At 44.1% G+C, this 26,215-nt stretch carries 19 protein-coding genes; 6 read left to right on the top strand and 13 right to left on the bottom strand.

The genetic code is table 11. The features are described 5' to 3' along the window. Nucleotide 1: 1 nt before the first annotated feature. The 6 genes from BacF7301_RS03595 to BacF7301_RS03570 all read left to right on the top strand — a co-directional run bounded on the left by BacF7301_RS03595 (nucleotide 2) and on the right by BacF7301_RS03570 (nucleotide 9,340). Entirely contained in the window at nucleotides 2–2,209 is a 2,208-nt protein-coding gene (locus BacF7301_RS03595) for a glycosyltransferase (protein WP_167960288.1), read from the top strand. Between the two features lie 9 nt (nucleotides 2,210–2,218). Beyond that, the gene (locus tag BacF7301_RS03590) at nucleotides 2,219–2,365 is read left to right on the top strand and encodes a hypothetical protein (RefSeq protein ID WP_167960286.1); all 147 of its coding nucleotides are present in this window, start codon (nucleotides 2,219–2,221) and stop codon (nucleotides 2,363–2,365) included. Nucleotides 2,366–2,374: 9 nt separating this feature from the next. Further along, complete coding sequence (locus BacF7301_RS03585) at nucleotides 2,375–4,600, top strand: peptidase domain-containing ABC transporter (protein ID WP_167960284.1); 2,226 nt, start codon at nucleotides 2,375–2,377, stop codon at nucleotides 4,598–4,600. Between the two features lie 3 nt (nucleotides 4,601–4,603). After that, a complete protein-coding gene (locus tag BacF7301_RS03580) occupies nucleotides 4,604–5,923 on the top strand; it encodes an HlyD family secretion protein (RefSeq protein WP_167960282.1) in 1,320 nt (439 codons plus the stop codon). A gap of 81 nt (nucleotides 5,924–6,004) precedes the next feature. Continuing rightward, nucleotides 6,005–6,865 carry an SGNH/GDSL hydrolase family protein gene (locus tag BacF7301_RS03575; RefSeq protein WP_167960280.1) on the top strand — a complete coding sequence of 287 codons (861 nt, stop codon included), beginning with the start codon at nucleotides 6,005–6,007 and terminating at the stop codon, nucleotides 6,863–6,865. Nucleotides 6,866–6,961: 96 nt separating this feature from the next. Next, nucleotides 6,962–9,340: a glycosyl hydrolase 115 family protein gene (locus BacF7301_RS03570; protein ID WP_167960278.1), complete on the top strand. Its 2,379-nt coding sequence runs from the start codon at nucleotides 6,962–6,964 to the stop codon at nucleotides 9,338–9,340. A gap of 131 nt (nucleotides 9,341–9,471) precedes the next feature. Here BacF7301_RS03570 and BacF7301_RS03565 read toward each other — a convergent pair whose 3' ends face one another. From BacF7301_RS03565 to BacF7301_RS03505, 13 genes are all read right to left on the bottom strand, one after another. After that, nucleotides 9,472–10,620 (bottom strand): TlpA disulfide reductase family protein, encoded by a 1,149-nt coding sequence (locus BacF7301_RS03565; protein WP_167960276.1) that lies wholly within the window; start codon nucleotides 10,618–10,620, stop codon nucleotides 9,472–9,474. Nucleotides 10,621–10,657: 37 nt separating this feature from the next. Further along, nucleotides 10,658–11,593 (bottom strand): hypothetical protein, encoded by a 936-nt coding sequence (locus tag BacF7301_RS03560; protein WP_167960274.1) that lies wholly within the window; start codon nucleotides 11,591–11,593, stop codon nucleotides 10,658–10,660. Between the two features lie 22 nt (nucleotides 11,594–11,615). Next, a complete protein-coding gene (locus BacF7301_RS03555) occupies nucleotides 11,616–13,229 on the bottom strand; it encodes a RagB/SusD family nutrient uptake outer membrane protein (protein WP_167960272.1) in 1,614 nt (537 codons plus the stop codon). Nucleotides 13,230–13,248: 19 nt separating this feature from the next. Next, entirely contained in the window at nucleotides 13,249–16,818 is a 3,570-nt protein-coding gene (locus BacF7301_RS03550) for a SusC/RagA family TonB-linked outer membrane protein (protein WP_167960270.1), read from the bottom strand. A gap of 337 nt (nucleotides 16,819–17,155) precedes the next feature. Next, a complete protein-coding gene (locus tag BacF7301_RS03545) occupies nucleotides 17,156–18,286 on the bottom strand; it encodes a TlpA disulfide reductase family protein (protein WP_167960268.1) in 1,131 nt (376 codons plus the stop codon). Nucleotides 18,287–18,304: 18 nt separating this feature from the next. Beyond that, a complete protein-coding gene (locus tag BacF7301_RS03540) occupies nucleotides 18,305–19,468 on the bottom strand; it encodes a FecR family protein (RefSeq protein ID WP_167960266.1) in 1,164 nt (387 codons plus the stop codon). Between the two features lie 75 nt (nucleotides 19,469–19,543). After that, a complete protein-coding gene (locus tag BacF7301_RS03535; protein WP_167960264.1) occupies nucleotides 19,544–20,053 on the bottom strand; it encodes an RNA polymerase sigma-70 factor in 510 nt (169 codons plus the stop codon). Between the two features lie 2 nt (nucleotides 20,054–20,055). Next, nucleotides 20,056–20,805, bottom strand: a complete 750-nt coding sequence (locus BacF7301_RS03530; protein ID WP_167960262.1) for a glycosyltransferase family 2 protein — start codon at nucleotides 20,803–20,805, stop codon at nucleotides 20,056–20,058. Continuing rightward, the gene (locus BacF7301_RS03525; RefSeq protein ID WP_167960260.1) at nucleotides 20,798–22,063 is read right to left on the bottom strand and encodes a glycosyltransferase family 4 protein; all 1,266 of its coding nucleotides are present in this window, start codon (nucleotides 22,061–22,063) and stop codon (nucleotides 20,798–20,800) included. The genes BacF7301_RS03530 and BacF7301_RS03525 overlap by 8 nt, the downstream gene beginning before the upstream one ends. A gap of 44 nt (nucleotides 22,064–22,107) precedes the next feature. Next, nucleotides 22,108–22,950 (bottom strand): glycosyltransferase, encoded by an 843-nt coding sequence (locus BacF7301_RS03520; protein WP_167960258.1) that lies wholly within the window; start codon nucleotides 22,948–22,950, stop codon nucleotides 22,108–22,110. 21 nt (nucleotides 22,951–22,971) lie between these two features. After that, nucleotides 22,972–23,988 carry a hemolysin activation protein gene (locus BacF7301_RS03515; RefSeq protein ID WP_167960256.1) on the bottom strand — a complete coding sequence of 339 codons (1,017 nt, stop codon included), beginning with the start codon at nucleotides 23,986–23,988 and terminating at the stop codon, nucleotides 22,972–22,974. Beyond that, entirely contained in the window at nucleotides 23,985–24,800 is an 816-nt protein-coding gene (locus BacF7301_RS03510) for a LicD family protein (protein WP_167960254.1), read from the bottom strand. Before BacF7301_RS03510 ends, BacF7301_RS03515 begins: the two co-directional genes overlap by 4 nt. Continuing rightward, nucleotides 24,797–26,164: a bifunctional cytidylyltransferase/SDR family oxidoreductase gene (locus BacF7301_RS03505; protein ID WP_167960252.1), complete on the bottom strand. Its 1,368-nt coding sequence runs from the start codon at nucleotides 26,162–26,164 to the stop codon at nucleotides 24,797–24,799. The genes BacF7301_RS03510 and BacF7301_RS03505 overlap by 4 nt, the downstream gene beginning before the upstream one ends. Nucleotides 26,165–26,215 lie beyond the last annotated feature (51 nt).

Here is a 26,215-nt window from a genome sequence, read left to right as displayed (position 1 = left end):
CATGCAAGTAAGTATTATAGTTCCGGTATATAATTCGGCCGATTATTTGCCACTGTGTATTGAATCTTTACAAGCACAAAGTTTGTTGGACTATGAAATACTTCTGGTTGATGATGGATCTACGGATGTGACAGGAAGTATTTGTGATTCTTATATTGGTAAGGATTCACGTATAAAAGTCTTTCATCAGCCCAATAACGGCCTGTCGGAAGCACGGAACTTTGGTTTGAGAGAAGCTACGGGAGAATATGTTCTCTTTGTTGATAGTGATGATTGGATAGCATATAACACTTGCAATCTATTATATCAAAGAGCGAAGGAGACCGATGCGGATATTGTACTCACTACGATGTCTTATTGGAATAATGATAATACTTCTTATAAAATAGGAGAAAAGTCGGTACTTTTTTCCCAAGATGTGATATTGAATGGGGGATATTGCTTGCATGAAATGCTTAAAACAGGTTGCTATACTCCAATGGTTTGCGGCAATCTCTATCGTAAACAGTTTTTGGATTCTTTTCATCTGTTTTTTGAAGGGAGAATACATGAAGATGAGAGATTTTCTCCAATGGCATATTATTATGCAGAGCGGGTAGTTTACTTGTCCGGTGATTTTTACTTTTATCGGCAGCATGAGGATTCTATCATGCATAATTTTAAGTTTAAGGATCGTATGTTGGCATTGGTTGATATAAGTGAAGGATTATATGCGTTTACCGTGTCTCAAGATGATAAGGAAAAAATGTGCAAAAGGGATTTATGTTCTTTACTTTGGCTGGCCGGTTCGCTTTACCTTCGTGCACTCAAACTTAATGGTAGTTTACTTAGGGAAGGTGAGGAAGAACGTCTGGCAGATTGGAATACTTCCAATTTTCAGCAGTTTAAAGGTTCACTGACAAAAGAGAATTGGGAATGGCTTGAAGATTTAGAAATTCTTTTATTGGAACATCAGAAGAAAAATTGCTATATCAGTCAATGTAGTAATGATAAAAGGCAGTTATTTATTTTTTCATGTGAAAGTATTGGCAATAAGTATGGAGTAGGTACTTATTTACGTCAATTAATGCAATGTTTTGATTTGAAAGAATGGATGGTTTGCATAGTTTCGCTTTATGCTAGTGTTAAAGAACACTCTTTAGAAGAAAAGGACGGTATATTTTATTTTTCAATACCTTACAATTCATCTAATGTGGTTTCAAAAGGAAAAGACAGCACAGAAAGTCGATATTATAAAAGTGTCTTTTATTTTTTGACTTCTCACGTTCGTTATAGAAAGGTGTTTTGCCATTTTAATTTTGTTCATGTTTATGAATTGGCAATGCTTTTCAAACAAAAACTGAATAGCATTAATGTCTTTACTTTGCATTATATGGGATGGAGTTTTGATTTATTGGGTGATAGAGAAACTTTAGAATATGCTTTAGTTAATGCTAATGACGATAATGAGAAATATCTGAAAATGGAATTTGAAAAGGAACAACGTTTCATGACCGAATGCTGCGATAAAGTAATCACTATTGCGCGGCATTCCTATGATACTGTACGCACATTGTATAAGATTCCTGAATCGAAGCTTGTACTTATCCCCAATGCTTTACAAGATGAATATTTTGAACGTACTCCTGAAGAAGTGAAACAATTGAGGCAAAAGTATGGATTTGGTAACAATGAAAGGTTGTTAATATTTGCAGGAAGACTTAATCCGGTGAAAGGTGTTATTGAATTGATTAAAGCTTTTAAATTTTTACAAGAAGAAATGCCTGATGTTCGATTGATTATATCTGGTGATGGAGATTTTAAACATTGCTTCGAGGCTGCTAGCCCATATTGGTCACAAATAGTCTTTACTGGATTTATCCTCAAAGAACAACTTTTTGAGTTGTATGCAATTGCTGATATAGGAATTGCTCCTTCCCTGCATGAAGAGTTTGGATACGTAGTGCTAGAGATGATGATGAATAAGTTACCGGTAATTGTAAGTTCCAGTACGGGTTTGAAAGAAATTATGGATGAGGGTAAATATGGGGTATTAGTCGATATGAGTAATGATGATAGGATAACCCGATTAAAAGACATTATAATTGATTGGTTTAAATGCACAGGGAATAACAAAAAATATAAAGAGCTTGGTAGGCTACGATTTGAACGGGAATATTCGTTGGATATTTTTAAAGAAAGAATGAAAAAGTTGTATAACAATATATAGTAATCTTCAATGGATGCACTTATCATTGAATTTGCAAATGGTATAATGTTTTGGAAAAATATGATTTTAAGTAATTTGAAAATAGGGTATATTAATGAACAGATGGTTAAACTATTAGTTTATGGAAATCCTAAAAAGTCTCTTGGGCTAAAATAAGCAGTAGAAATGCTAAAGTTTTTTCCGCATTACCAGCAACTTGATTCAATGGACTGTGGCCCATCGTGCCTGCGTATGATTGCTAAATACTACGGCCGTTGTTATTCCCTTCAAAACTTAAGGGAAAGAAGTTTCATTACTCATCAAGGAGTCTCCATGCTAGGCATCAGCGATGCTGCTGAAAGTATAGGTCTGAGGACACAAGGAGTACGTATCAACCTTCAACAGTTGATTGAAGATGTCACTTTGCCTTGTATTCTTTATTGGAATCAGAATCATTTTGTAGTATTGTATGACATCAAGAAGAAAAGTTCTTTTTTAAAAACGACCGGAGATTACACATTCTGTATATCCGATCCCGCCAAAGGAAAGTATCTTATTGACAAAGCCGGATTTGAGAAATGCTGGATAAGCACCAAGGATGAAGGAAAGGAAGCCGGATTCGCCCTGTTGCTGACTCCCACTCCCGAATTTCACGAACGTATAGACGACCAAGAGCAACAAAAGAAAAACCTTTCTTTCTATCTGCGCTATCTGTTTCCATACAAGTCGCAATTATTCCAACTGATGATTGGGATGCTGTTGGGCAGTGTTTTCTCGCTTATCCTTCCTTTCCTGACGCAAGCAATGGTCGACCAGGGTATTGGAAATAGTAACCTGAATTTTATCACGCTGATACTGGTATCGCAGCTTGTACTGTCAGTCACCCAGACCGGAGTCGGTTTCATTCAGAGCTGGATAAGTCTGCATATGAATACCCGGATTAGCATCACTTTGATTTCCGACTTCATTGCCAAGCTGATGAGATTGCCCATCCGTTTTTTCGATGCAAAAAACATAGGTGATATCCTGCAACGGATTGGCGACCATGGACGTATTCAATCATTCATGACCGGAACAGCACTTTCCACCCTTTTTTCCTTTTTCAACTTCTTTGTCTTCGCCGGTATCATGGCTTATTATAATCTGGGCATACTAGTTGTCTTTCTGGTGGGTAATACCTTGTATGTCGTGTGGATTCTCTCTTTCATGCGTTACCGTCGCAAACTGGATAATGCACGTTTTTCCCAAGCTTCTGCCAATCAGAGCAACATGGTGCAACTCATCACAGGCATGCAGGAAATTAAGCTTAATAATTGCGAGAAACAACAACGCTGGAAATGGGAATCCATACAGGTGAAACTGTTTAAAATAAGTATCAAAGGTACTGCACTGGGACAGACTCAGCAGGTAGGCTCTATATTCTTCAGCCAGACGACATCACTTCTCATTTCCTTCTTGTCAGCAAAAGCGGTAGTGGATGGGGAAATAACCTTGGGTATGATGATGTCCATCAGTTATATCATCGGACAATTGTCGGGGCCTATCGGTCAGGTGATAAGTTTCAGCCAATCATTGCAGGATGCAAAAATAAGCCTTGAACGGCTCAATGAGATTAATAACAAAGAGGAAGAAATCATCGACATGAATGACAAAATCAATGTGTTGCCGGAGAACAGGGACATAACGATGGAAAATGTATGTTTCAGCTATGACGGTGCGGAAAGGGATTATGTGCTGGATAATCTGAATCTCACCATTCCGCACAACAAGGTGACTGCTATTGTAGGTGCCAGCGGTAGCGGCAAGACGACTGTTGTCAAACTACTCTTGGGTTTTTATAATCCGGTAAAAGGGGACATTAAAGTGGGGAATTATTCGCTGAAAGACATTAACCCTCATTTGTGGCGGCAAAATACCGGAGCCGTGATGCAGGAAGGATTTCTTTTCTCGGATTCCATTGCGAAAAACATTGCTGTCAGCGATGAGTCGGTAGATACGAAGAAACTGTTGAATGCGGTGGAGATGGCCAATATCAAGGAATTTATCGAATCACTCCCGCAAAAGTATAACAGTAAGATTGGTATGGAAGGAAACGGCGTGAGTCAGGGACAGAAGCAACGGTTGCTCATTGCGAGGGCTGTCTATAAGAACCCGGCGTTTCTCTTCTTTGACGAAGCTACGAATGCACTGGATGCCAACAATGAGAAAAAGATATTGGATAATCTGACGCACTTTTATGAAGGAAAGACGGTGGTAGTGGTGGCGCATCGGCTCAGCACGGTGCAGAATGCGGATAATATCGTGGTGATGGAAGCCGGAAAGGTGATTGAGTCGGGCACTCATAAGGAATTGACGGCGAAGAAAGGAGCTTACTACACATTGGTGAAGAATCAACTGGAACTGGGAGTATAGCGTATGGAAAACAGGAAACCGGAAATAGAATTAAGAAGCGAAGATTTCAATGAAGTGCTGAGTGCCGTCCCCGCATGGATTGTCCGTTGGGGAATCACGATGATAGCCTGTGTCGTTCTGATGCTGCTTGTAGGCAGTGCCGTATTCAGATACCCGGACATCATCAGTTCTACAGTAAGCTTGACCGGAACCACGCCTGTGTCCGCAGTGGTGGCTAGGACTTCGGGGAAGTTGCAGGAACTGTATGTTGAGAACAATCAGCAAGTGCAAGCAAATGCTTTGCTTGCAGTGATAGAGAATCCTGCCCGGACGGATGATATAATCCGGTTGAAAGAGTTGGTACAACAAGCTGAGAGTAATCTGGATACTATTGCTTTGGTCCCTTCCCAACAGCTTCAGCTTGGTAGCTTACAGTCTCTTTATTCGTCTTTTTATCTTTCTATGTCCGAATACAAGCAGTTTAAAGAGTTGGCTTATCATTTAAAAAAGATAGGCTTGGTAAAAGCTCGGATTGTGCAGAATGAAGCTTATTATACCAATATGCTGAAACAGAAAGAATTGTCGGCAGCCCAGACAGAAATCGCCCACCAACAATATGCCCGGGATTCTCTCTTGGGTGTCAAGGGGCTTATTTCTAAAGAAGCTGTCGAAGAGTCTTACAGCAGATACCTGCAATCTTTCCTCTCGGCAGAAAATATGGACCGCTCTTTGGAAAACCTGCAGATTCAACTGGCACAGATGAATGAGTCTTTGTATGATACGGAATATCAGTATCTGGATCAGAGAAATACGCTGGAAACGAAGTTGCGTTCGCTCATCAACCAATTAAGGGCTGAGATAGATGCTTGGGAGATAAACTATGCGCTGATAACTCCGGTAGACGGTGAGATTACCCTGACACAGTATTGGACGAACAATCAGAATGTGACGGCAGGAAATATCGTTTTTAATATTGTTCCTACTAATCAGGGGGAGATTATCGGAAAGGCGCTGTTACCGACGGAAAGGTCTGGCAAGGTAAAAAAGGGTCAGAAGGTGAATATACGGTTTAATAATTATCCGGATAAAGAATTTGGAATCGTGAAAGGAACGGTAAAAAACATCTCTTTGATACCGGTAGTGGATGGACAGAATGTCAAAAGCTATATGGTAGATATCCAACTTCCGAACGGATTACGAACCAGCTATAACAAAGAATTGCCGTTTCTGCCGGAAATGGAGGGACAGGCGGATATTATCACCGAAGATATATCTTTATTGGAAAGGTTCCTGATGCCAATAAGGAAAGTGATAACAGAAGGATTAAAGAACGAAGATATGTAATGAAATTGATTGGATTTGTATATTTTTGAGCTACATTTGCCGAACATTGAATGCAAATGTCTCATTTAATATAGAATACCAATGAAAAGCAAATTATTACTCGCATGTACAATCCTATTGTTCTGTTCTTGTTTTCTGTACGGACAGAATCAATCTTCTAAGGTCTCAAACTCCAATGAAAATAATAACAGCGGGTGGGTTCAGCATCCATGGCAAGGGAAGAAAGTAGGGTATATAGGGGATTCTATCACAGACCCTAACTGCTATGGTGACAAGATAAAAAAGTATTGGGATTTTCTACAGGAATGGTTAGGGATTACTCCTTATGTATATGGGATAAGCGGGCGGCAATGGAACGATGTTCCCCGTCAGGCAGAACTGTTGAAGAAAGAACATGGCGGAGAAGTGGATGCAATCATTGTTTTGATGGGCACGAATGATTTTAATGCCGGTGTACCTATTGGAGAATGGTTTACGGAAACGGAAGAACAGGTGATGGCGGCTCGTGGCGAAACCAAAAAGATGGAAACCCGTAAGAAACGGACTCCTGTGATGGATGGAACTACTTATAAGGGACGTATTAATATAGGGATAACACGGATGAAGCAGCTTTTTCCTGATAAACAAATCGTTCTGCTGACTCCGCTGCATCGCGCATTTGCCGATTTCGGAGAAAAGAATGTGCAGCCCGACGAAAACTATCAGAATAGTTGCGGTGAATATGTGGATGCTTATGTGCAAGCAGTCAAAGAAGCCGGTAATATTTGGGGACTGCCTGTGATAGACTTTCACGCTGTGACGGGGCTGAATCCGATGATAGAGGAACAACTTATCTATTTTTATGATTCGGGTTTCGACCGTCTGCATCCTAACACGAAAGGGCAGGAACGCATGGCACGTACATTAATGTACCAATTACTAACATTGCCGGTAGCCTTTTAAAAGCGGATTGGACTAAAATCTATGAGATTGTACTCTTTTCTATAGGGACTTGCCTTCCGAAACTCTATTTTTGTGCTTTATAAAAAAATAATACTTATGAGACATAAATTTCTGTTTTCTCTATTCAGTCTTCTGTTTGTCACTTTGGCTATCCATAGCAAGCAAAAAGAATTTGTTTTAACTTCCGGTGAAACGGTTGCGATAAGTTGTAGTCCTTCTGAAGGACTGGTAGTGCATACTGCATTGGAACTGCTAACCCGCGATATTCAGACCGTATTGTCGTCCACTGCCCAAGTGAATGAAAGTACTGGAATGATTGTCGTAGGAACGTTAGGGCAGAGTGAACTTCTTGAACAAACAGGTGTAGATGTCTCAGTCTTGAAAGGGAAACGACAAGCCTTTCTACTGACTGTGTCACCGGAAGGAAAACTGGTGGTAGCTGGTAGTGATAAACATGGCACAGCATACGGAATACTCGAAATCTCCCGTTTGCTGGGTGTCTCCCCTTGGGAATGGTGGGCAGATGTGACTCCGAATAAGAAGGAACTTTTCAAACTTTCACGGAAGTTCCGAAGTGTCCAGTCGCCCTCGGTGGAATATCGCGGAATTTTTATCAATGACGAAGACTGGGGCTTGATGCCATGGAGCAACCGGACTTATGAACCTTCGGATGTGAAAGGTGAAATCGGACCTCGGACGAATGAGCGTATTTTCGAACTGCTGCTTCGCCTGCGTGCCAATACCTATTGGCCGGCTATGCACGAATGTACACTTCCGTTCTTTTTGACCAAAGGCAACCGGGAAGCGGCAAAGAAATATGGAATATTCATAGGTGCTTCGCATTGCGAACCGATGGCTTGTAATGCTGCCGGTGAGTGGAAGCGGAGAGGCGATGGAGCGTATGACTATGTAAATAACAGTGCCGCAGTTTATAAATTCTGGGAAGACCGTGTGAAAGAGGTTGCCGGCCAGGAAATACTCTATACGCTGGGTATGCGTGGCGTGCATGACAGCAAGATGCAGGGGGCCAAAACGGTGGAAGAGCAGAAGGCGGTGATAGACCGCGTGTTTGTAGACCAGCGTGGATTGATCGGGAAATACGTCAATAAGGATATGACTAAAGTGCCGCAGGTCTTTATCCCTTATAAAGAAGTGCTTGATATTTATCATGCCGGATTGCAGGTTCCCGATGACATTACATTGATGTGGTGTGATGATAATTACGGCTATATCCGCCATTTTCCTACTGCCGAGGAGCGTGTGCGTAAAGGGGGGAATGGCGTTTACTACCATGTATCTTATTGGGGACGTCCGCATGACTATCTTTGGTTGGGTACGATGAGTCCTTCATTGATTTATCAGCAGATGAAACTCGCCTATGATCAGGGCATACAGAAAATGTGGATATTAAATGTCGGGGATATCAAGCCTGCCGAATATCAGATAGAACTGTTTATGGATATGGCTTGGAATCTGGATGCGTTAGCTTCGGAAGGAGTGACCTCTCATCTGAAACATTGGTTGGAACGGGAATTCGGGACTTCATGTGCAAAGGCTGTATTACCTGTAATGCAGGAACATTATCGTTTGGCTCATATCCGCAAACCGGAATTTATGGGAAATACGAGAGAAGAGGAAAAAGATCCCGCCTACCGTATTGTTAAAGATTTGCCCTGGAGTGAAAAAGAGATAAACGAGCGTTTGCAGGCTTACGGTGAGTTGTCGGAAACGGTGGAACGTATGGCTTTGAAAGTTCCGGTTGACAGGCAGAGTGCCTATTTTGAATTGGTGAAATATCCGGTACAGGCTGCCGCGCAAATGAACCGGAAGCTATTGTACGCTCAGTTGGCGCGTCATGGAAAGGCGGATTGGGAACAGAGTGACCTTGCTTATGACAGCATTGCTGCATTGACGAAACAGTATAATTCTCTGGAAGATGGTAAATGGAACCGTGTGATGGACTTCAAGCCTCGCAAACTACCAGTATTTGATAGAGTGGAGAGAAAAAATGCGACTTCGTCAATGGCAAAAGAGCGTATCGCTATCCATAAGTGGAACGGGCTGGACGGCAAGAATAAACAGAGCGGAAAGGTAGTAACAACTCCTGTTACTTATGAAGGCTTGGGCTATGAAGGCAGGGCGGCAGGCATCAATATGGGAGATGCATTGACTTTTTCTTTCGGTACATGTGAAGCGGATTCGGTAGAAGTAGACATCCGTTTGTTGCCTAATCATCCTGTGCACGGAGAGCAATTGCGCTTCTCAGTATCTTTGGACGGTTCAAAACCTGAAGTAATTTCTTACGAAACGAAAGGACGCAGTGAGGAATGGAAGGAGAATGTATTGCGTAATCAGGCTATCCGGAAGATAGTGTTTCCGGTATCCGGAAAGAAATCCCACCAACTGGTGATTAAGGCATTGGACGAAGGAGTGATATTGGATCAAGTGATGCTCTATATGCCGGATAAACGTTAAGCGCAGTTTTCCGCAAAGTAATAAACTATGGAATGTAATTCAAAAAATAAGTCCTGTCGCCTTTCGGCGACAGGACTTTCTCAATCATGAATGTATTTATGCGGTATAGAGATTTATATGATTGAGAATTTCTACTGACGAGCGAAAAGCTCGTCCACCTTTTTCTTTAAATCCTCTCCACGTAAGTCTTTGTCTACGATTTTTCCTTCCTTGTCTATGATATATAATTTAGGAATAGCATACACCTGATAAAGTTCTGCAACCGGACATCTTTTCATACCTTTGAGAGATGAAACATGGAGCCACGGTATCTGTATTTTGTCAATGGATTTCATCCATGCTGCTTTTGAGTTATCCATAGAGATGCCTACTACCTTTAACCCTTTATCTTTGTATTTTGCATATATTTCCTTAACAGTAGGCATTTCTGCAATACAGGGCGCACACCAGGAAGCCCAAAAATCGAGAATGACAATATGACCTTTTAGACTTTTGAGCGAAAAATCCTCTCCTGTCACAGTCGGCAATGTAAAATCCGGTGCTTTCGCTCCCGGAGCCAAAGCCTTCATCTTTGCAATGCTTTCTTTCAGTTCGATTCCCTTCGGTGTCTTTTTTGCCTTTTCTCCCATACCGTTGTAGAATGCTTCCGTCTCATCCACAGGAATACCTTTCAGCAGATTCATAACAATGAAGTAAGGCGCGGCGAGACAATTTCCATACTGGTTTAGAAAATCATTTTTCTCGTTCTCCCTTTCCTGAAGAACAGCCTTTAGCTTCTCCTCACATTCAGCTTTCTTCGACAGGTCGTTTTCTTTGGCACTTTTTTCTATGCCGGTGACAAACATTCCTTCGCTCATCTTGCGTATAAAATCATGTCCCCAATATGCCAGGATAGCTTCAGAAGCCTTATGCTCTATTGAATCCCCTATTATTTCATAAGCGGCTGCCGGCGCCTTATAAGAGTATTCTACATCCCTTATGAGTATATTGGCAGGTTTTCCGTCACCCATCAGTGGCCGGTATCCTTTGCTACCTTCATGAGTGACAGACAGGAGTTGCATCTTGTCCAGTTTTCCCGAGAGCTTGTAACTTCCGTCCGGGGCTACGATGGTCGAATCAATCGTTACCGCTTCGGGAGTATCTGCAGGGAAGTTACTCAAATAGACCTTTTTCCCTATTCCGGTAGCCCATTTTCCTTCGATTTGATAGGGAACCTGGGCAAATCCCATTCCCGTTGTCAGACAGACGGCGATTATGGTATTTATAATCCAGCTTTTCATATACATATTTATTTAATTTATTATGGATATCTATTAGTTATCTGGAGAAATAATCAGCAGGAAGCGGGTCATCCGGATAAGTGTTCCTCTGAAATTCTATCAGGTCGGTTTCAGCTCTTTCCAGCATAAACTTGTAAGCTAACGCAGCCCGGTTCTTTACTTTCGGGAAACGTTCGAATACTCTGTCTATTTTGGTCTTGGGTGTTTTCATGATGAAAGATACATAATAGCCGAAGTCCTCGTTATTGCTGGGATTCATGATGTAGTACAGTATATCTCCACCATAGATAGGACTGGCATTGATAACTGTCGCCGAATAACATGAATACTCCAAATCCGTAAATTCTCCCAGCGGGTCTTGAAGAACATCTATTATAAAATAAGCCTCATTGGTAGCATTAAAGTCTGTCGGCTCCACACCTACGGCTGTATAAATAGAGTTTAGTAATGCCGTGTTGATGGAAGATTTCATCCCCTGCCAGTCTTTTTCCTTCAAGTCGTCCATATCCTTGCTGACGTGGGCGATGACTATGCCATGTGTTTTCAGTTCCAGCACATCCACGAGTTTACTATATTCCTTATTGTTACAGACGGAATCTACTAGAAAGATTCTGTATGGAAGAAATTTCTTTGTGAATGCGGGCGGATATTCGTTCAATGCGTCGTTCTCCAGAAAGGAAATCATGCGTTTGATGTATGACTCGCTTCCTTCCTTTTCTACAGGGACATACCATTTGATATCACTGCTGCTCCATCCGAAATACAGGTCACTGGCTGGAAAATCATATAATATTTTACTGCCGTATTTCTCATAAAATGCATTAATCTGAGTATCGACTGCCGTTTTTCCTGTACTTTCCGGGTCATAGATTGTACTGTTGAGCTCGTCTATGGGAGTCAGTGAGTCCTCGGAGCAGGCGGTTATGGCTACTGTCATGACGATGCACCATGCATATAGTATATTCTTTATCATAATGATACTTTTTTAGTGGTTGTTATTCAAGTGTTCCCTGCGAAGAAGAAGCGATAACTTCCCGCTGGTTGTTCTCAATAGCATTATTATAACTAGTCTCATCTTCGGGAATAGGAAGCACATAGTTCGGACTTCCCGTTTTCAGACGATATACCGAGTACTCTTTGGGCGAACTGAAAAGCTGATGCTCCACAGACGGCATACCCTGGCGGCGCATATCCCAAAAACGCATAATTTCTTCAAAACACAACTCCCTGCGACGCTCCTGCCAGATGAATTGAATTAAATCATCTTTTGTTGCGAAGTCCGAGACTTGCTTTTCGGCATCGGGGCTTCCCGATTTGTATTTCTTTACCCGCAGTTGGTTGAGTAACCCGATAGCGTCATTGCTGACACCGCTTGCTTTCTGTGTATATGCTTCTGCCAGGTTCAAGTAAAGTTCGGGAGTTCTCCAGGCCTGACTGGAATAGTTTGTGCCCGCTCTCTGGTCGTATTTGTGCGGGTGGTATTGTCCCGCATAATAAGTAGGATTGAATGTGTTACCGGATTTGTTATATCTTCTTTGGAAATAAGCTTGAAGCCGCAAGTCGTCCTCATTATATAGTCCGATTAAAGAATTTTCCCCTGTCCACGAAGTATGAAAGCCATATTCGTAGTACATGAGCACAGGACTGTTCGGCGCAAGATAATCATAACCACCGTCACTCCGTCCGAATCCGAAGACTACTTCATCCAGTTGCTGGTTGTTGGCGCAAAAGCCGGTCTTCTCGAAAGATGAAACGTACCCGAATAAGGTTGCATCTTCATTATTCAAGTCGTGGATAGAGGAATTCTTGGCCAGAAACTTCTCAGCCGCCGAGATAACCCCGTCCCAGTCCTGCTGGAACAAAGCGATTCGTGCTGCCAGGAAATAGATGGCAGCAGAAGTAATTTCCGGTTTTCTGCCGGTATACTTTTCACATTGGAATACAGCTCCCGCCATATACTCCTGTGCCTTCTTTATGTCATCATTGATTAATGCATATACCTCTCTGATAGTAGCCCTCGGTTGCGGAGCAATTTGTATTTCCGGGCTGGTCTTTATCACAACGCCCGGTTTATCCAGGTTGGCTGTCGAGTAAGGAAGGGCATACGTATTTATCAGGCAGAAGTAATGATAAGCGCGCAGTGCATATGCCTGTGCCGCCAATGCCCGGTAAAGTCCTTCTTCCGTTTCTGCATAAGTCATTTCCGGCAAGGCATTGATAATAGTGTTACATCCCAGTATGTTGCTATACCGTCCGCTCCAGAATCCGTCTTTGATATTTTCCGAATAATCACTCTGCCATACGAAAGCAGCTTCACCATATCCCGCCTTGGCATCTATTCCTTCCCGCCAGGTGGTACAATACTTGTCGTTTTTCTGCTCCGTAGTATAGTAGAGAGGGCCCATTTCTACATCGTCCGTCATCAGGTTGACAAAAGATATTTGCGAGCCGAACCGGTCGGGATAACCTTCTCCCAAAAGCAGCGGGACAAAATCGGTTACAGATTCGGGTATCAGCAAGTCTGCTGAGTCCTCTTTCAGATAGTCGCTGCATGAAAAGAGCGACAGGATAGCCGTAAAAGACGCTATATGTATAATTTTCTTATTCATGATTTCTAGCTATTTGATGTTAAAATGAAACATTTACTCCTAAACTGAATGTCGGTAAAGCGGGGATATTGGCTCCGTTCGTTTCCGGATCCAGCCCGTTCCACTTCTTGTCCGCAATGGTGAACAGATTAGTTACCTGAAAACGCAGCATCAGACTGTTGACATTCAACGGTTGCAACATCTTTTTGGGGAAATTGTAACTAAGCGAAACGAGTTTCAGTTTGAGAAAATCAGCTTTCGCCACCCTGATATTGCTGTAATTATACATTTCGTATGGATAAATAGTTTTTCCTTTTATTGTCGCGTCATAAGTATCGTAAGCGGCTCCCGCTTCCGTTCCGAAGTAGTTGGTCAATGCGGTGCTGTTATACGACGCCGGATAGATGGTCTGGTCGCCGGGCTTGTTCCAGCACTTCAGCCAGTCGGTGGAAAGGTTGCTCAACGGATCTATATAATGTGTATTATCTGCGTAATAATTGGGAATCCGTGCCACGCTTCCGATACTATAAGTGAAATTCATGGATAAAGAGAAATCCTTATAACGAAGTTGCGTGTCGAATCCACCGGTCAGTTTGGGGAAGATGGAGCCGCAGCGTACTAGTCTCATATCCGTCTTTGAGCCCCGGATCGATTCTCTTCCATCCCTTGTATAGAACATGGCATAGCCGTTGTCCTGATTGATACCTGCAAACTCATAAGCGTAAAGGGAACCGATAGGGGCTCCTTCTATGGCGAGACTACCATTCAGCATCTTTTCTACAATCTCCACATCACTTAAATCTTCCGGGTTGGCATAAGTGATTTTATTGATGTTGCGGCTGAAGTTCATGCCGATTCTCCATTCCCAGTCTTTCCGCTTTAAAAGTCCGATGTTGACAAAACCTTCCACCCCCTTGTTGGTCATTTCTCCTGCGTTATAATATAGCAGGGTTCTTCCGTTGGATGAGGCTACCGTTTTACTCATAATCAGGTCAGATGTTTTCTTGCCGTAGACATCGAGTCCACCTCTTAGCCGTCCTTCGAGCAAGGAGAAGTCGACAGCAGCGTTCCACGAACGTGTTTTCTCCCATCTCAAGTCGGGGTTGGGCAATAAACGGATACTTGAAGTCGGAATATTCTCCACCCTATTACCAGTCGTGATTATCAGATAGGGCGAGGAATCTTCGTGGATATTTCCCTGGATACCGTAGGAACTTCTGAGAGCCAGATTGTCTATCCAGGAAACATCTTTCAGGAATGCTTCGTTCATCAAATTCCATTTCACCGCGAATGAGTAAGTAGGCAACCAGCGGTATTTGGGATTGCTGCCGAATTTGTTGGAACCATCCGAACGGATATTCATATTCAGAATATAGCGGTTGTCATATGAGTAGGAAGCCACGCCGTAGAAAGAGGCAACCTGTGTGAAGGAATTGGTATTGGCAGGAAGCGTCTTTCCCGTCTGTATATACTGACTGGTGAACAGCTCGGTTATCACCGGATTGAATTTCTCGCCGAATTCCGGTGTCCAGCCGTAGCCCGTGATTCCTACGCCTTTGTAAGCATTGCGTCGTGCTTCCGTACCTGCCATGACATTGACGTGATGGTATCCACCGAATATTCCGGTGTAACTTACTTGGTTTCTAATGGTATAACCCGTTTTACGCAGGTTGGATTGATACAGCATACCACCGTAAGGGAGTGCGGACGCATTATAAATATCCGTATCATAGGGAGTGTACATACCATAATCCCATCCTCTGATATCGCTTATGTTGTAAGACTGTTCGGTAGCCCAGTCCCTTTGTGCCGTATTGGTATTGTGGTAAGAGAAAGTACCGGTATACTTCAGTCCGCTGATGATATTCACATCCAGTTGGAGCAAGGCGTTGAAATCATCCAGTTGCGATGATTTTCCGGTATTATCCAGCTCTTTGAGGATATTATAGCCGATAGACTTTGTTCCGGTGTTTCCGGCTTTCTCATAAGTCATATAATATGAGCCGTCATTGTTGAAAGCAGGAATGGTTCTTGACTTGTTATATGCATAGTTGAAAGGATTGACAGAAGAACTGTATCCGCTATTGGCAGTATTGGTGAAGTCCACTTTGGCGGTAAAGCTGATGTGCTTGTTAATATCCATCGTCATCTTAGCCAGCGTACTGATTTTTTCAGTATCCGAACCTTTAGCCGCGCCTTCGATATTCTGATAACCGGCAGAGATGTAATAAGTCATTTTCTCCGTACCGCCGGACACGCTGACGTTGTGAGTATGCGTGATGCTGTTGCGGAACAAATGCTTGAACCAGTCCGTATTCCTTGTCTGCATGGCGCCGACTTCCGATTTGAACTCGTCCAGAGTCATGTCTTTGTTCATCAATGCTTCATAAGCCCCCTCGTATGTCGGACCATACGGCGTGCGTCCGAAGTTGTATCCGGCATCAACCAACTGTTTGGAGAAAGCGATACGTTCCTGCGAATTCATCTGATGATAGTTGGAGTAGGAAGGACGGGTATTCAGCGTGACATTACCATTATAAGTAATGACGGGACGTCCTGCCTTTCCTTTCTTGGTGGTAACCACAATCACCCCATTAGCGGCTTTCACACCATAAATGGCGGTTGCCGATGCATCTTTCAATACAGTGATACTTTCAATATCCTGCGGATTTACCCCCGAGATGGCGTTACCTATCAGATATTCGGCATCTTCACTATTGATATCCGAAGCAGTGAAAGGTACATCCTGTTCAAGGATAACTCCGTCCACCACCCATACCGGCGATTTATTACCGTTGATGGTGGCGTTACCACGGATACGGATTTTGGGAGTGGCACTAGGCTCACCCGAAGTATTCATTACCGCCATGCCCGGTATAGTACCCTGAAGCATCTGGTCGATAGAACTGACTCCCTGCACCATGATGTCCGCAGCTTTTATAGAGGAAACCGCACTGGCGGATTCACGGCGGTCCATCACCTGATAACCTGTGATGACAACCTCACTCAAGGCGGCATCGCTTTCTTTCAAGATGACAGGAGATACCTTCTTGTTGGCAAGTCCCTTTTCGACAGATACTTTGACTTGTCTTGTTTGCATTCCCAGATAAGAAAACCGGAGCGTGTAAGTTGTGCTGTTTTCAACTAGAAAGTTGTAAGCCCCGTTTATATCCGTGGTTGTCACCCATTTCGTTCCCTCAATGATGACGTGCGCTCCCGGAAGCGGCTGCCTGTTTTCGTCTATGACGATACCGTCCAACTGGCATAGCCTGGATTTTGCTTCAGCTTCCGGACTGCCGGGTTTCAGGGCAATCGTAATAAAATTGCCGTCTATCTTATACACCAACGGCTTTTTGCCAATCACTTCATCCAGCGCTTCGGTGACTGTCTTGTTCCTGATACTCCCCGTGACGCCATAGGCAAAGATATCCTCATAGTTAAAGATAAACTTGTATCCGCTTGCTTCCTCTATTTTCTTGAAAGCATTGGCAAGCCGTTCATTTTTGAACTCAAGTGAAATCCTCTTTTCACTTTGTTGTCCCCGGATATTGGCGCTGAATACTGTTAAGGTCAACAACAACCAGAACATTTTGGCCGCAAAGTGATTCATTCTGCTCCTTTTGAAGGAATTAGTCCCAATTTCCACCATGATTATGCATTTAGTGTTTGACAAATTTTGTTCTTTTACTCCTATAAAACCCTTCTGTAAGCTTTTTTAAGCCTTCTATATGTTTATTACGTTTTGTCATCGGGAATGGGTGACAGAAAAGAAACTTTTTTTGAGAAAACACAGGCAATTAGTTTTAATTTATGCTTTCTGAATAATTATGCAACAACTAAACACTTGAGTTGTGTGGCAAAATGAAAGGTGTTAATAGAATAAAACTGCCATACAACCATGTTTTGTGTGGCTATATGACAGTTTATAGTATTACAGAGTTAAAAAACTATTTTGAGAAAAGCTCATCCATCTTTTGGGCAAGTTTTTCTCCGCGCAGGTCTTGTGCTATGATTTTTCCTTGCGCGTCGATGATATACATGCGGGGAATACCCGTCACTTTGAACATTTGCGCTATGGGGCATTTCCATCCTTTCAGTGAGGATACGTGCTTCCAGGTTAGTCCTTTTCTTTCGATGGCACCTTTCCAGGCAGCTTCTTTCTCGTCCAGTGATACGCCGAGAATTTCCAGCCCTTTGCTCTGATATTTCTCGTAGATTGCTTTCAAGTTGGGCACTTCCGCCAGGCAGGGGCCACACCAGGACGCCCAAAAGTCCAGCAACACGATGTGTCCGCGGAGCTCATACAGGGAAAGTTTCTTCCCTTCGGGAGTAGTCAGTTCAAAGTTAGGCACCATTCCACCTATATTGACCTGTTGCATATCTTCTATCTTTTGCTTCAAAACCAACCCCGGAGCCGATTTCTTTACCCGGTCTGTCAGCTTGTCATAGAAAGAAAGCACCTCGTCCAGTGTTTGGTTCGTCATTAGATAACGCTCGAAGAAATAAGTTGAGGCAATGTCATTGCGGGTGGTATCCATATAGTTCTGCACCGACCTTGCAATCAGGCTGTCTATCATGGCTACTTTGTATTTGGCCGAATCAATGGCCGTCGTATCTTTTGAGTTCAATGCTTGTGACAGTGTTATCATCTTTCCCAATTGGAAGAAAGAAGCGGTGGTAGAAAGCGTTCCGCCTGCTTTCAATACTTCTTGTTCGCGGCCGCCATTAACTTCTATATGGGTGGTATTACGTGTTTTCCCTTTCTTGTCGGTGACTGTTTTCTCTTCGATAGTCACTTGAAGGGGAGTGGCATTGACAAAGATTTCAGCTTTATTCTTGGGGCTGCAACTGATGGACATCCGCTGTTCCTCTTTTACCTTTCCTTTCAGTGAGAAAGAGAAATCCGAGGCAACCTTTACTGAGTCGATAGCTTGCAGGCTATCGGCCGTGATGTATTTCTGCAGATAAACAGTTTTTCCAGCTCCGTTCTCCCAGGTTCCTTCAATCTGGTAGGGCACTTGCGCCACAGCCATAGAAACTGCTGGTAAGAAGATACAAAGTCCATAAAATCTTTTCATTTTCATCGTTCTCTTTTTTTATAGTTTACTTATCGTAATCCGGTTACCCTCGAGGGTAGCCTTCACTTTTCCTACCTGATTGAGAAGTTTGAGAACTTGTTCCGGCTGGTCTGTACGTTCCGCCCAGAAATTGAAATGATAGTGCATGGACGCTTCGTCCGCGAAAACGATAGACAAGTTATACCAGCGCCCGATGGCTTTCATGATTTCAACGAGCTGCGCTTCTCTGAAACAGAATAAATCCTCTTTCCAAGCTACGTACTCATTGATGTCTACTTTGCGCGGGATGAGCATCGAGTCGTTTTCATCCAGGGGAGCATCCTCGCCGGGATGAAGCTGCAATTCATTCTCTTTTTGAGTGTCGGATACGATGACACTGCCCGATACCAGTGTGACATGCCTGCTTTCGTGGGGATAAGACCGAAAGTTGAATTCGGTTCCCAGTACACGCGTTTCCGCTGTTCCGCTTTTTACGATGAAAGGACGGCCGGCATCTTTGGCGACATGGAAAAATGCTTCCCCTTCCAGTTCCACTCTCCGTTCTTTGCCGGCAAACCGGTTGGGATAGTGCAGCTTGCTTTCCGCATTCAGCCAGACTTCCGTTCCGTCTTCCAGTACGATTTTGAAATTCTTACCTCTCGGCGTGCTTAATATATGTGTAGCCACCGGCTCTTCCGCTTCGGTGACGTGTTGGTATCTTAGGGACTCATTTTCCAGTTGAGCCCCTGTCTTCGCTAATAAATGTTTGTTTGCTTCACTGGTGACAGGCACAATCTGTCCGTCACCGGTTTGTAGTTCTATGCTCTGCACTCTTTCAGAAGCGGGGAAAACAACCGCCACTTCTGTATACGGATTTTCTTCTGTGGTAGAGAAGAATGAATAACCTATGACGAGCAAGGCGATAGCTGCCGCACTTGCCGCCCATAAATAATACTTTCTGAATGAGGACGTTTGGTGATGCGGGTCTACCCGTTTCCAGGCTTTCTCCACATCCGGCGCCATCTGCGGACTCAGATTCATCAAGGCTTCCCGGCTGTCCATTATTTCACGGAACAAAGCGTAGTGGGATTCCTCTTCGAGCCAGGCAATGAATTCTTCCGACTGGCGGAATTTCCAGTCGTCCAATGCCCGTAAGGCATATTCGTAATCTTGCTCCTGCATGTGTTGCTCTTCAGTTTTCATATTCTATATATTATTACGTTGTGCTATAAGAAATGGGTGACAATAAAAACTCTTTTTTGTCTTCGTGCGCCATTTTTATTTCTCGGTTTTATTTCTGACGAAAGATAAGGCTCTGGATATGAGTGTTTTTACAGTGTTGACCGTGATGCCCATTTCTTCTGCCGCTTCTTTATATTTCTTTCCGTGGAGAAAGCAGGCTTCAAAGACTTTGCGGGTCTGCGGCGGGAGTTGGTTGATGGCGGACATCACTTGGGAGATACGTTCCTGATGTTCTTCGTCGTCACTGTTCTCTTCCCACTGTTCGGCGTTCTGCGAGATATTGGAAGCGTATCTGCTCTTAACGTCGCAGTGGCGCAGGTGGTCGATGCAGCTATTGCGGACGAGGGAATATAATAAAGGTAGTGGCGAAACGTCTCCCACTACCGTATCATAGTTTTCCCATAAATAGCTAAAGGTGTCTCCCACTATATCCTCTGCACATTCCTGGTCGTTGACCAGGTTGAACGCATAGAAATATAGCCGGGTATAATTCGCCCGGAACAATGCTTCAAAGTCTTTGTACTTCTTCTCTTTTGAATAGGTCATAATTAGTGTCGGGTTACTAACCGCAGGACAAACCAGGCATGACGGGCTACGGTACCAATCAGTCCGTAGTGTGTAGCCATGATACGGAATCTTTCTTTGAGAGACGCTTTCCGGTTGCGGGTAGTCATCCCTTCATCCAGGTAGTCGATAATCGTCAAGTGGGTATTATGGAGTGTACGCGCTTTCTTCATGATGCGGATGCACCAGTCGAAGTCGGCGGAAAAGCGATATTTCAGATTGTAGGGTTCCACCAGCGTGTGGCGGGGGAAGAAAGCCTGGTGGCAGACCAGCATTCCCTGTTTGAAACTTTTCCAGGTCAGTGTTTCCGGGGCGGCCAGCCGGCGCATACGCAGGAAGTGCCTGTCCTTGTCTACGATGGCGGTTTCTCCGTAGAGTATGTCGGGAAGCTCGTTGCCATTGATGCTGTGCACCATCTGTTGCAGCGTATCGTCCTCGTGAAAGCAGTCGCCCGCATTCAGGAAGCAAAGGTAGTCGCCACCGGCAAGGGCGATTCCTTTATTCATGGCGTCATATAATCCTTTGTCCGGTTCGCTCACTACGGTGTGTATCCGCTCACGGTAGCGGTTGATAATAGCTAAAGTTCCATCCTTGGAAGCTCCGTCCACGATGATATATTCCACGTGATGATACGTCTGCGAGATGACACTTTGAATCGTGTCTTCCAGCACCTTCTCAGCGTTGTATGTCACCGTGATAATCGAGAACTTGGGAGTAGGGTGGATGCTATGCATATTTTCCCGTTATTTTGTTGTAGACATCTGTATATTTCTTTGCGATGATGCTTTCCGAGTAGTTGGCCACTACCTTGCGGCAGGCTTGCGCGGAGAGCTGGTCATATTCCGGCTCCGTCAAAATCCAGTATATGCCGTTAGCTAAATCTTCCGAAGATTTATATCGGGCTACGTAGCCGTTGTGCAGATGGTCAATCATTTCGGGGATACCGCCTACGTTGAATCCTACGCAGGGCACTCCGCAAGCCATCGCTTCCATAATCATGTTTGGAAGATTCTCTTCCAGAGACGGGATGGCAAAGAGGTCTACGGCATTGTAGATATCTACTATTTCGTGCTCATTCTTCATATAAGGGAGCGGATAGACGCGGAAAGGAAGCATTGCTTGCAGTTGCTGCGACTGGTTGCCGAATACGACGACTCCCAGCGAATCTTTCCATTCGGGATGTTTCTCTGCCAGCAGTTTGCAGGCTTCGATGAGATAATCCACCCCTTTGCGTTTGTCGGTAATCTTCAGCGAGCCGAACAGAATCAGCTTCTTGTCTTCCGGCAACATGAACTTAGCCCGTGCTTTCTGCTTGTCCATTGGCTTGAACAGATTGGTATTGATGGCATTCGGGATATTAGTGACGCTTTTCCCTTCAAACAGCGCACTGGATTTGGCCTGTTCTTTCAGCCAACGGCTGCAAGTGACGAAATGAATGGGAGCTTGGCTGTATAACTTTTGTTTCTTGTGGAAAGTGCGGTAAGACAGGTCTTTCCGTCCCCCACCTTTATAGATGTAAGGGCAGTTGTGACATTCCTGCTGATAGTTCTTACATTCCCGCGCATAATGGCAGATACCCGTACATGGCCACATATCGTGCATTGTCCAGACTACGGGTTTGCCGGATACAAGTATTTTCCGTATATCACTCAATGAGAGCATTCCCTGATTAATCCAGTGCAAGTGGATAACGTCAGCCTGGCGGAATTCCGGGAGTGATGTAATATCCGTCCCCGTATTGGCAATGTCCACGTCAAACAGGTGGTAACGGCGGAAACGGTTGGCACTCCAGATAACGATGCGTTCCCACATGAATTTCCATACTTGCAGCCAATTCCCTTTCAGACTAACCACACTGATTTGGTCAGTTTGCTTGTCGCGTACCAGCATTTTGGCCTTGATACCGTTGTTTTTCAGTGATTCCATTAGCCGGCTTGCTGCGATGGCTGCTCCGCCTATTCGCTCGGATGTATTTATAATCAGGACTCTCATGGGCATAAAAGTTTATGCAAATGTACGGTTTTTCGGCATGAATTCTACAGTTTTGCTTCTTCTATTTTCCGGTAGATTTTATTTTTTTTGTCTTTGTATAGCTGATATAGCCTTTTTCCATTGCGTAAACTTTGTTGCTCCGTGAATTTGTTATTCCATAATCTCATGCCACCTACACTTAATGATTTGAAGTTTGCGTTGTACCATCCCACTTGCAAATCTGTAAGCCATGCACGTGCGCATAGTTCATAATCATCGAACTGGAAAGGAGCAAATTGAAAATCTATATGATGCAGGTATTCGGTAAAAAGCTGCTTGTTTAACCACATGGGAGCTCTGTTTACGGCAGGTACGAAGCTGAACTTGTCTTCATGCTCGTACTTGCCGCCATGTCCAATCTGTGTGTCTTCTTCAAAAACAATATCCAACCCGTCTTTTCCACCCAATATGGCCAGACGTGGATATTTCTCAAAATACTTTATCGCTTCTGTTATCCAGGATAGATCGGCAAAATCATCATCATCCTGCAAGAGAGCGATATATTTCCCGTTAGCAAAACGGATGACTTTATCGTACATAATGTTCTCGTACAAGTCGTTAGACCGTATTAGAAATTCATTACTTCCTTTCAGATACCGAGTCAGTTCTTTGGTGTGGGACAACTCGGAACCGTCATCAATGACAATAATTTCAATCGAAGGGTAGTTTCTTAATTTAGGTATGATATGCTTGATTTGAAGACTTTTGTTATGTGATTGAATGATAATGCTTACCTGTGGTTCGTCATTATACCCTTTAGCTGCCCATACTTCATAAGACTTTTTGTTTTGATTGATTTTCGTCCGCTTTTGTAACGTTAATTTTATCTTGTTTAGAAACAGTTTCATGATGCTGTATAATAGGTTGGTTTAATAATGTTTATTTCTTTTCAGCCATTTGTTTATTCGGTTTTTGACAGCTTTCGTGATGATAGAGAAATTGCCGTATTTCAGGTTGAGGAACAGTTCTTCGAACGAACGTCCTATCTTAATCCACGGATGATCCCATCCCATGATGCGGTAGACGCTTTTCTTGTATGCTACGTTCTCAATGACGTAGCGGGGATGCTTCAGCGGGAAGTCCGCTTCGTGGCGTTTCATCGTGAAGATACGCCGATAAGCTTTAGGCAATGTATGCACCGAGCCGGCAAAGTGTGTGGAATCTGCCGTTGCTCCCAGATTGTTAATCATATTGCGGGTGGGGACGATGCTCAGTCCGGAACCGAACAGTATGGAAGCATGGAAGATGGTCTCATAAAATGCCTTTTGGTGCTCGCGATGGCGCTGGCACATATAGATGAAGTCACTTCGGAATTTGCGTTCCTTAATAAGTTGCTCAAGCTGTTTCATGTTGAAGGAATCGTCCAGGAAATCGTAAAATTCGTCCCATTGGTCGACTACACGTCTCCAGCTTGCCCATCCCCAGATGGAGAAAGTGGTGGCGAAGAAATAATCATAAGGCATGTCCCTGGTGATTTCTTCGGGATTGAATCCGGCAATCATGCTGATGCGGGTATCGTGTTCGTATTTGTCGAGCATCTCTTTGCAAAACAGGAAAAAGGAGACGGACGGCACGTCGTCGTCCTCAAGCACAATGCACTTCTCTACTTTCGAGAAAGCCCATTTCTGTGAAATGTATTCCGAAGGGTCACAGCCGAAGTTCCGTTCCTGATAAAGACGTTCTACCTCGCACTCCCAGTCTATCTGCGCCACGATTTCTCGGCAAGCCTCTATCCCCGGGCGGTCGCGCTCGTCTCTCGCTCCGTCCTGATAGAGAAACAACCGGGACGGACGTGCTTTCTTTACTTGCTCGAACACTTGCGACAACTGTTGCGGGCGGTTGAAGAACAGAATCAGTACTGAGACATCTACGAGGGCGGGTTTCATGACTTCTTTATTAATTCCGGGTGAATGTAAACGGCATGGATTATCTGCTTTTCTTTGGACGGAATGTCCATATAGTTTCTATATAAATCTTTCAGATAGGCATCCGGATTGGCTGGAGCCATGAACGTTTTCCCTTCGAAGGTGATTGCCGAAAGGGGGAATACGGAATCATTGCGGTGCATGATGCCGTAACCGTTGTTTATCAATACGTTGGACAGGTAAGTATCTTTCTTGTAGAATAAACATAAGATACTCCAAATACCCCTGTATATTATATTCTTGGCGCCAAAATAGAAAAACTCGGCAAACGAGCGCAAACTGTAATAATGCCGTGCATGCAGGATGGAATAACTGGTGGATATACCTTTGCACAGTTTCTTCACCCACGGCCGGGGGACGCTCGGATAAGGGATAAACGGAAAAATGTCCAGGAAAAGCCCTTTCTCGTAACTGACGTCGAATGTATCTCCGCCTTCTATATAGAGCGAGTTCAGGTCGCGTATTTTGATGATAGGCTCTTTGTTCAACGGGTCGCTTTCCGGGGTTTGCAGGAATAGAGATTCGGACAGTTCGGCGGGAGCCACTTTGATGAATCTTTGCAGGTCGGGCAGGCGCATTCCTAAGTCGATGTCGTCGTCCCAAGGGATAAATCCGCCGTGGCGTACAGCTCCGAGAAGCGTGCCGCCATCCAGCCAGTAGTCTATTTTGTGCTTCCGGCAGATGCGGTCTACCTCTTCGAGGATAGAAAGCTGCTTCAACTGGCAGGTGCGCAGATTCTGCGCTACGTAGGCGGATAAATATGGATTACTCATAATTCGTTTCTTTTGATGTCGATTACCTGACCGGTAAATTCGGTGAGCAGCGACTGTATGGTAGCCATTGCCACTTTTTCGGAAGAGAGCAGGCTGTCTTCCGGTTCGATGCCGAAGTTGTGAACGCGCATCGGGGTTTTGGTCCGTTCGGGATTGATGCAGTTGACACTGATACCAAATGATTCCCATTCTTGCGCGATGGCTTGCACGAAGTTTACGATGGCGGCTTTTGTGGATGAATAGATGCTGTAGAAAGCCCTGCCCCTTGTGTAAGAACTGGAAGTGAAGAATATCAACTTTCCCTTGCTCTCTTTCAGGTACGGATAGGCTTCGAGCGCTACGTTGATCGTTCCCATATAATTGGTATTCACTGCATTACTGATAGTCTGATAGTCGCTGCTGACCAACGGTTCTTTATTCAGTATGCCGGCAGTATTGATGACGTAATCTATTCGCTGCGTTTGCTGATATACGCTTTCGAGTGCATTGGCTACCTGCTCTTTGCATCCTACATCCGTTCCGTTCAGATTGCGGGAGAAGCAGAATACCTGCGACCCTTTTTCCTGCAAGATACGGGCAATATCAGCTCCGATACCATAACTTCCGCCAAAGATAACCGCTACTTTATTGTTGAGTTGCGACTCTTCGCAGGGAAGATTGCTCAGTTCGCTTTTGCGTAGTTGGAAAAACTTGTCCAGCAAGTAAGTGTCTTCCTTATAGGTTAGCTTCATATTGCTTTCTTCTCCCATTACTACATAGACGGGTACTTCGGGTAGGTACTTCACGACTACACCGCAGTCATCGGTCACTTTGAAATGCGGGTCTTTCAGGGCATTTTCGTATGCCTGGCGGATGCTTTCTATATGAAATGCCTGTGGAGTCTGACCGCGTTTCAGCTTGCTGCGGTCGGGGATACTCCGGATGAAGTCTCCCTCGGTTTCGATGATCGTATCCGTAGCCGGCATTGCCACGTCGATGGCTTTGTAAGTTTTCAACGCTTCAATCACGTCGTTGATAATCCGCTGGCTGACCAGAGGGCGTACAGCGTCATGGAAGATCAGATTGACATCTTCTCCCTCGTAAGCGTTGATGGCCGACAGGCTGGAATGGTATCTTTCTTCTCCCCCTTTTAGTATTTTCTTTACTTTCTTCCATCCGTTCTTGATGATGATGGATTCGATGTCGGAGATATAGAAAGGGTTGGAGACAATGGCTATTTCGTCTATATGCGGATTGCTTTCGAATGCGTCGATAGTATGTTCCACTACCATTTTGCCTGCTACCTTGAAGAATTGCTTGGGTGTCGACAGCCCCAATCGGTTGCCTACTCCGCCTGCTAATATAATAGCTATGTTCCTTTTCATTTTTTTTGTATGAGCTACTGTTATGATATGATGCAAAAATAGTAATTAATT

Origin of the sequence: Bacteroides faecium (genome assembly GCF_012113595.1) — a bacterium.
GTDB lineage: Bacteria > Bacteroidota > Bacteroidia > Bacteroidales > Bacteroidaceae > Bacteroides > Bacteroides faecium.
Note: the sequence above shows the minus strand (reverse complement) of the source record. Positions and strands in the feature narration are given on the sequence as shown.

Excerpts from the sequence above, each read along its gene's own strand:
- BacF7301_RS03545 (WP_167960268.1), bottom strand. The coding sequence starts at position 18,286 with ATGAAAAGATTTTATGGACTTTGTATCTTCTTACCAGCAGTTTCTATG.
- BacF7301_RS03520 (WP_167960258.1), bottom strand. The coding sequence starts at position 22,950 with ATGAAACTGTTTCTAAACAAGATAAAATTAACGTTACAAAAGCGGACG.
- BacF7301_RS03580 (WP_167960282.1), top strand. The coding sequence starts at position 4,604 with ATGGAAAACAGGAAACCGGAAATAGAATTAAGAAGCGAAGATTTCAAT.
- BacF7301_RS03530 (WP_167960262.1), bottom strand. The coding sequence starts at position 20,805 with ATGCATAGCATCCACCCTACTCCCAAGTTCTCGATTATCACGGTGACA.
- BacF7301_RS03525 (WP_167960260.1), bottom strand. The coding sequence starts at position 22,063 with ATGAGAGTCCTGATTATAAATACATCCGAGCGAATAGGCGGAGCAGCC.
- BacF7301_RS03540 (WP_167960266.1), bottom strand. The coding sequence starts at position 19,468 with ATGAAAACTGAAGAGCAACACATGCAGGAGCAAGATTACGAATATGCC.
- BacF7301_RS03590 (WP_167960286.1), top strand. The coding sequence starts at position 2,219 with ATGGATGCACTTATCATTGAATTTGCAAATGGTATAATGTTTTGGAAA.
- BacF7301_RS03510 (WP_167960254.1), bottom strand. The coding sequence starts at position 24,800 with ATGAGTAATCCATATTTATCCGCCTACGTAGCGCAGAATCTGCGCACC.
- BacF7301_RS03565 (WP_167960276.1), bottom strand. The coding sequence starts at position 10,620 with ATGAAAAGCTGGATTATAAATACCATAATCGCCGTCTGTCTGACAACG.
- BacF7301_RS03570 (WP_167960278.1), top strand. The coding sequence starts at position 6,962 with ATGAGACATAAATTTCTGTTTTCTCTATTCAGTCTTCTGTTTGTCACT.
- BacF7301_RS03585 (WP_167960284.1), top strand. The coding sequence starts at position 2,375 with ATGCTAAAGTTTTTTCCGCATTACCAGCAACTTGATTCAATGGACTGT.
- BacF7301_RS03515 (WP_167960256.1), bottom strand. The coding sequence starts at position 23,988 with ATGAAACCCGCCCTCGTAGATGTCTCAGTACTGATTCTGTTCTTCAAC.
- BacF7301_RS03595 (WP_167960288.1), top strand. The coding sequence starts at position 2 with ATGCAAGTAAGTATTATAGTTCCGGTATATAATTCGGCCGATTATTTG.
- BacF7301_RS03505 (WP_167960252.1), bottom strand. The coding sequence starts at position 26,164 with ATGAAAAGGAACATAGCTATTATATTAGCAGGCGGAGTAGGCAACCGA.
- BacF7301_RS03550 (WP_167960270.1), bottom strand. The coding sequence starts at position 16,818 with ATGAATCACTTTGCGGCCAAAATGTTCTGGTTGTTGTTGACCTTAACA.
- BacF7301_RS03535 (WP_167960264.1), bottom strand. The coding sequence starts at position 20,053 with ATGACCTATTCAAAAGAGAAGAAGTACAAAGACTTTGAAGCATTGTTC.
- BacF7301_RS03575 (WP_167960280.1), top strand. The coding sequence starts at position 6,005 with ATGAAAAGCAAATTATTACTCGCATGTACAATCCTATTGTTCTGTTCT.
- BacF7301_RS03560 (WP_167960274.1), bottom strand. The coding sequence starts at position 11,593 with ATGATAAAGAATATACTATATGCATGGTGCATCGTCATGACAGTAGCC.
- BacF7301_RS03555 (WP_167960272.1), bottom strand. The coding sequence starts at position 13,229 with ATGAATAAGAAAATTATACATATAGCGTCTTTTACGGCTATCCTGTCG.